This is a genomic window from Clostridium sp. (assembly GCF_032552055.1).
Taxonomy (GTDB): Bacteria; Bacillota; Clostridia; order Clostridiales; family Clostridiaceae; genus Clostridium.
Map to the genome: position 1 here is coordinate 1 of NZ_JAWGSV010000292.1, position 3767 is coordinate 3767.

General features: G+C 26.7%; 5 protein-coding genes. All 5 read left to right on the plus strand.

All coding sequences use genetic code 11. The annotated features are described in order from the left end of the window. Positions 1-71: 71 nt before the first annotated feature. The 5 genes from E6248_RS14335 to E6248_RS14355 are packed head-to-tail and all read left to right on the plus strand — an operon-like array spanning position 72 to position 3587. A complete protein-coding gene (locus tag E6248_RS14335; protein ID WP_316341462.1) occupies positions 72-962 on the plus strand; it encodes an ABC transporter ATP-binding protein in 891 nt (296 codons plus the stop codon). Further along, positions 955-1755: an ABC transporter permease subunit gene (locus E6248_RS14340; RefSeq protein WP_316341463.1), complete on the plus strand. Its 801-nt coding sequence runs from the start codon at positions 955-957 to the stop codon at positions 1753-1755. The genes E6248_RS14335 and E6248_RS14340 overlap by 8 nt, the downstream gene beginning before the upstream one ends. A 14-nt stretch (positions 1756-1769) precedes the next feature. Beyond that, positions 1770-3056: a DUF2812 domain-containing protein gene (locus E6248_RS14345; protein ID WP_316341464.1), complete on the plus strand. Its 1287-nt coding sequence runs from the start codon at positions 1770-1772 to the stop codon at positions 3054-3056. 17 nt (positions 3057-3073) lie between these two features. Next, the gene (locus tag E6248_RS14350; protein ID WP_316341465.1) at positions 3074-3205 is read left to right on the plus strand and encodes a hypothetical protein; all 132 of its coding nucleotides are present in this window, start codon (positions 3074-3076) and stop codon (positions 3203-3205) included. A gap of 19 nt (positions 3206-3224) precedes the next feature. Then, a complete protein-coding gene (locus tag E6248_RS14355) occupies positions 3225-3587 on the plus strand; it encodes a DUF2500 domain-containing protein (RefSeq protein ID WP_316341466.1) in 363 nt (120 codons plus the stop codon). The last annotated feature ends 180 nt before the right edge of the window (positions 3588-3767 follow it).

The following is a 3767-nucleotide window of genomic DNA, read 5'->3' on the forward strand; positions in this document are numbered from 1 at the left end:
GATGTATATAGTATAATATAACTTATTAAGCGGTGAATCGAATAATGTGTATTAATTATGGAGGAATAGCTATGAAGGTAATAGAAATAAAAAATATTACTAAAGACTATGGCCAAGGAAAAGGAATATTCAATGTATCTTTTTCAGTGGAAAAAGGGGAGGTCCTTGGATTCTTAGGACCAAATGGAGCGGGAAAAACAACGACTATACGTCATCTAATGGGATTTTCAAAAGCTAATAAAGGAAGCTGTAATATTAATGGTTTAGATTGCTTTGAAAAGTCATCAGAAATTCAAAAAAATCTTGGGTATTTACCAGGAGAAATTGCATTTTTAGATGATATGACAGGAATTAACTTTATAAAGTTTATAGCTGAGATGAAAGGAATCAAGGATTTAACTAGAGCAAAGGAACTTATAGGAAGATTTGAATTAAATCCTAATAGTAAGATTAAAAAGATGTCTAAAGGGATGAAACAAAAAATTGGTATAGTGTGTGCATTTATGCAAGAGCCTGACATTTTAATTTTAGATGAGCCTACAAGTGGTCTTGATCCTTTAATGCAAAATGAGTTTATAAAGTTAATCTTAGAAGAAAAAGAAAGAGGAACTACCATATTAATGTCTTCACATAGCTTTGAGGAAATAGAAAGAACTTGTGATAGGGCAGCGATTATCAAAGATGGTAAGATAGTTTCAGTTGAAAATATAGCTACATTAAAGGAGTCTAAACAAAAAATATATAGTATTACTTTTGAAAATGAAGAAGTAGTAAAAGATTTTCTTAAAGAAGGATTTAAGATTAAAGATATTGATAAAAACAATGTAACTGTATTGGTAAAAGGAGATATTATGCCTTTAATTAAATCTTTAGGAAAATATAAAGTAGTAAGCTTAGAGTCTAAAGCTCAAAGTTTAGAGGATTTGTTTATGCATTTTTATGGAGGTGAAAACAATGATTAGTATTCCACTATTAAAGAGAGAAATTAAATCTAACTACAAACTTTTTATAATATTTGCAGCTGTACTTACTATGTATATTTCCGTAATTATTCCAATGTTTGATCCTGAAATTGGTAATGCTTTGGCAGAGTTTGAAAAAGCTATGCCAGAAATGATGGCGGCTTTTGGAATGAGTAATCCAGGTACTACTTTAATAGAATTTATGAATTCTTATTTATTTGGATTTTTATTTATAGTATTTCCAATGATTTTTGAAATAATAATTGCTAATAAGTTAATAGCTAGATATGTGGATAGAGGTTCCATGGCATATCTATTAGCTACACCCAATAAAAGAAGTAAGATTGCAGTAACTCAAGGAGTATTTTTACTACTAGCTGTCGGAGCTTTAGTATTATTTATTACTGTAGCTTCTATTACATCTAGCCAAATTTATTTTCCTGGTAACTTAGATATTAATAAATTTCTATTAATGACTTTTGGACTTTATTGCCTTCATATTGCAATAAGTGGACTAGGATTCTTTGCTTCTAGTATTAGTAATGATACTAAGCTTTCATATTCAATAAGTGCAGGAATACCAATCGGATTCTTTATAATTCAACTTTTAGGTAATATGGGTGGAAAGCTTGAAAACTTTAAGTATTTTACTATATTCTCATTATATGATACTGATAAATTAATTAATGGTGATTCAGCAGGTACATGGATGATATTGATTCTATTAGGTGCAGGTTTATTACTATATATAATAGGAATATTTAGGTTTAGTAAAAGGGATTTACCTTTATAAGGGGAGAAGGTTATATGGGGATAAATAATAAAAAAGTTGTAGTATTAGATTTTTATGCTTATGAAATTAGTTCATTAATATGCTATTTAGAAGAAATGGCTAAAAAGGGTTGGCTATTAGAAAGTATTTCAAATATGTATGCTAAATTTAAAAAGATTGAACCAAGGAATATTAAATATACTATAGATATAATAGGAAAAATTTCTACTTATGAAGAGTTAGATAAAGAAAGCCTTAAAGAATATAGGGATAAGAAGGAAAATGAGGGGTGGAAGTTTTTGTATGACTATAAGAATATGCAGATTTTTTATAGTGAATATAATAATGAAGACTTTGTAGAAATTTCGGAAGAGAAATGGAAGGTTAAAGAAATATTTAAAAATTCTATTTTTGAATTATTTATAAGAATGTTACCTATGTTGTTTTTAGCATTTAATCATTATATATCTATATTTAGAAGCGATGGTATTGATATATTTACAGAGAATGATAGGATTCTAGGTTTATTATTTGTAATAGTATATTTACTAATTCATTTAGTTGATTTAGTGAGGGTGTTTAAGTTTAAGGTATCTCCTTATAAAATAAGTACCTCTAGTATTTGGATTAAGTTTAAAAGTATAGGTATGGCATTAATATTTTTAATGTTATTTATATACGTAATTGCTTCTATTATTAAATTTAATTCAATAGATAATCGTATTGGAATAACTGTTATTTTGAGTTTTATTTTTATAGGAGCTATAATAGCCTTTATATATTACTTAGCAAATATTAATAATAAGAATATAAAGAAAAATACTACTATAGCCTCATTATTAATATTAATTGTTTCAATTGTACTAATTATCAATAATTTTATAGTTGACAATGATTCTAATAATACCAATAATTCAGTTGATAGAAAGGAACATGCTTTAAGCTTAAATGACTTTAATGATGAATTAATTAGCGATAAAGACTTATTTATTGATGAAAGTAGTAGCTTTTTAGCAAGTAAGATTTTTTACAATGCTTATGGTAAGAATATGCAGTTATCCTATGAGTTATTTGAAAGTGATTATGAATGGATAACTAAGTTAAACTTTAATAGAGTGATGAAGTGGTTTGAAAATCAAGACATAAAGTATAATGAAATAGAAACTAATCTTCCAGAGGATATTAAAGTATTAGTTAATGAAAAGGGAAGTAATTATTTTCTAGTTTCATCAAAAAAGATGATTGAATTAATAGGAGTAGAGGATATTAAGGATAAAGAAGATTTCTTTAATACTGTTTATGAGAAAATTTTTAGTTTATAAAATAGGAGTGAAGAAGTATGACTGAAAAAACTTGTCCAATATGTGGTGAAAAAATGAAGGAATATGAGTTTGCCTATGATAATAACCAGTATGGGAAGAAATATTATAAGTGTAGTGAATGTGGTCATAAAGAAAATACAATGCAATAGATAAATAGGAGAGATTAAAATGATTGGGTTTGATATGTTTTCTGGAATGTTTTCTATAGTATTTATTTTGATTATAGGAATGTTTATTTTTACTATTGCCAAAGGAATTAGTGAATGGTCTTCTAATAATAAACAACCAATTATACCTGTGGAATCAGTAATAACATCCAAAAGAACATCAGTTACACATCATCATCATAATACTGGGGACAATATGATGCATAATTCAACTTCAACTAGTTATTATGTAACATTTCAATTTGATAATGGTGAAAGATTAGAGCTAAAAGTTTCAGGAAGAGATTATGGATTAATGGCTGAAGGTGATAAAGGAGTATTATCTTTTCAAGGTACAAGATTTATAAGTTTTAATAGAAAGTAATTATAATTAAATAATGTAATAATTAAGGGAGAAACTTAGTGAGAGTTAAGTTTCTCCCTTAATATTTATAAGTTACCAATAAATTGTTTGAAAGGTGCATTCAAATAATAATAATAATAATAAATATAAATTAAGTTTACTGAGCAGAGTTTTTTTGCTTAACTTGTTGAATCTTTTGTG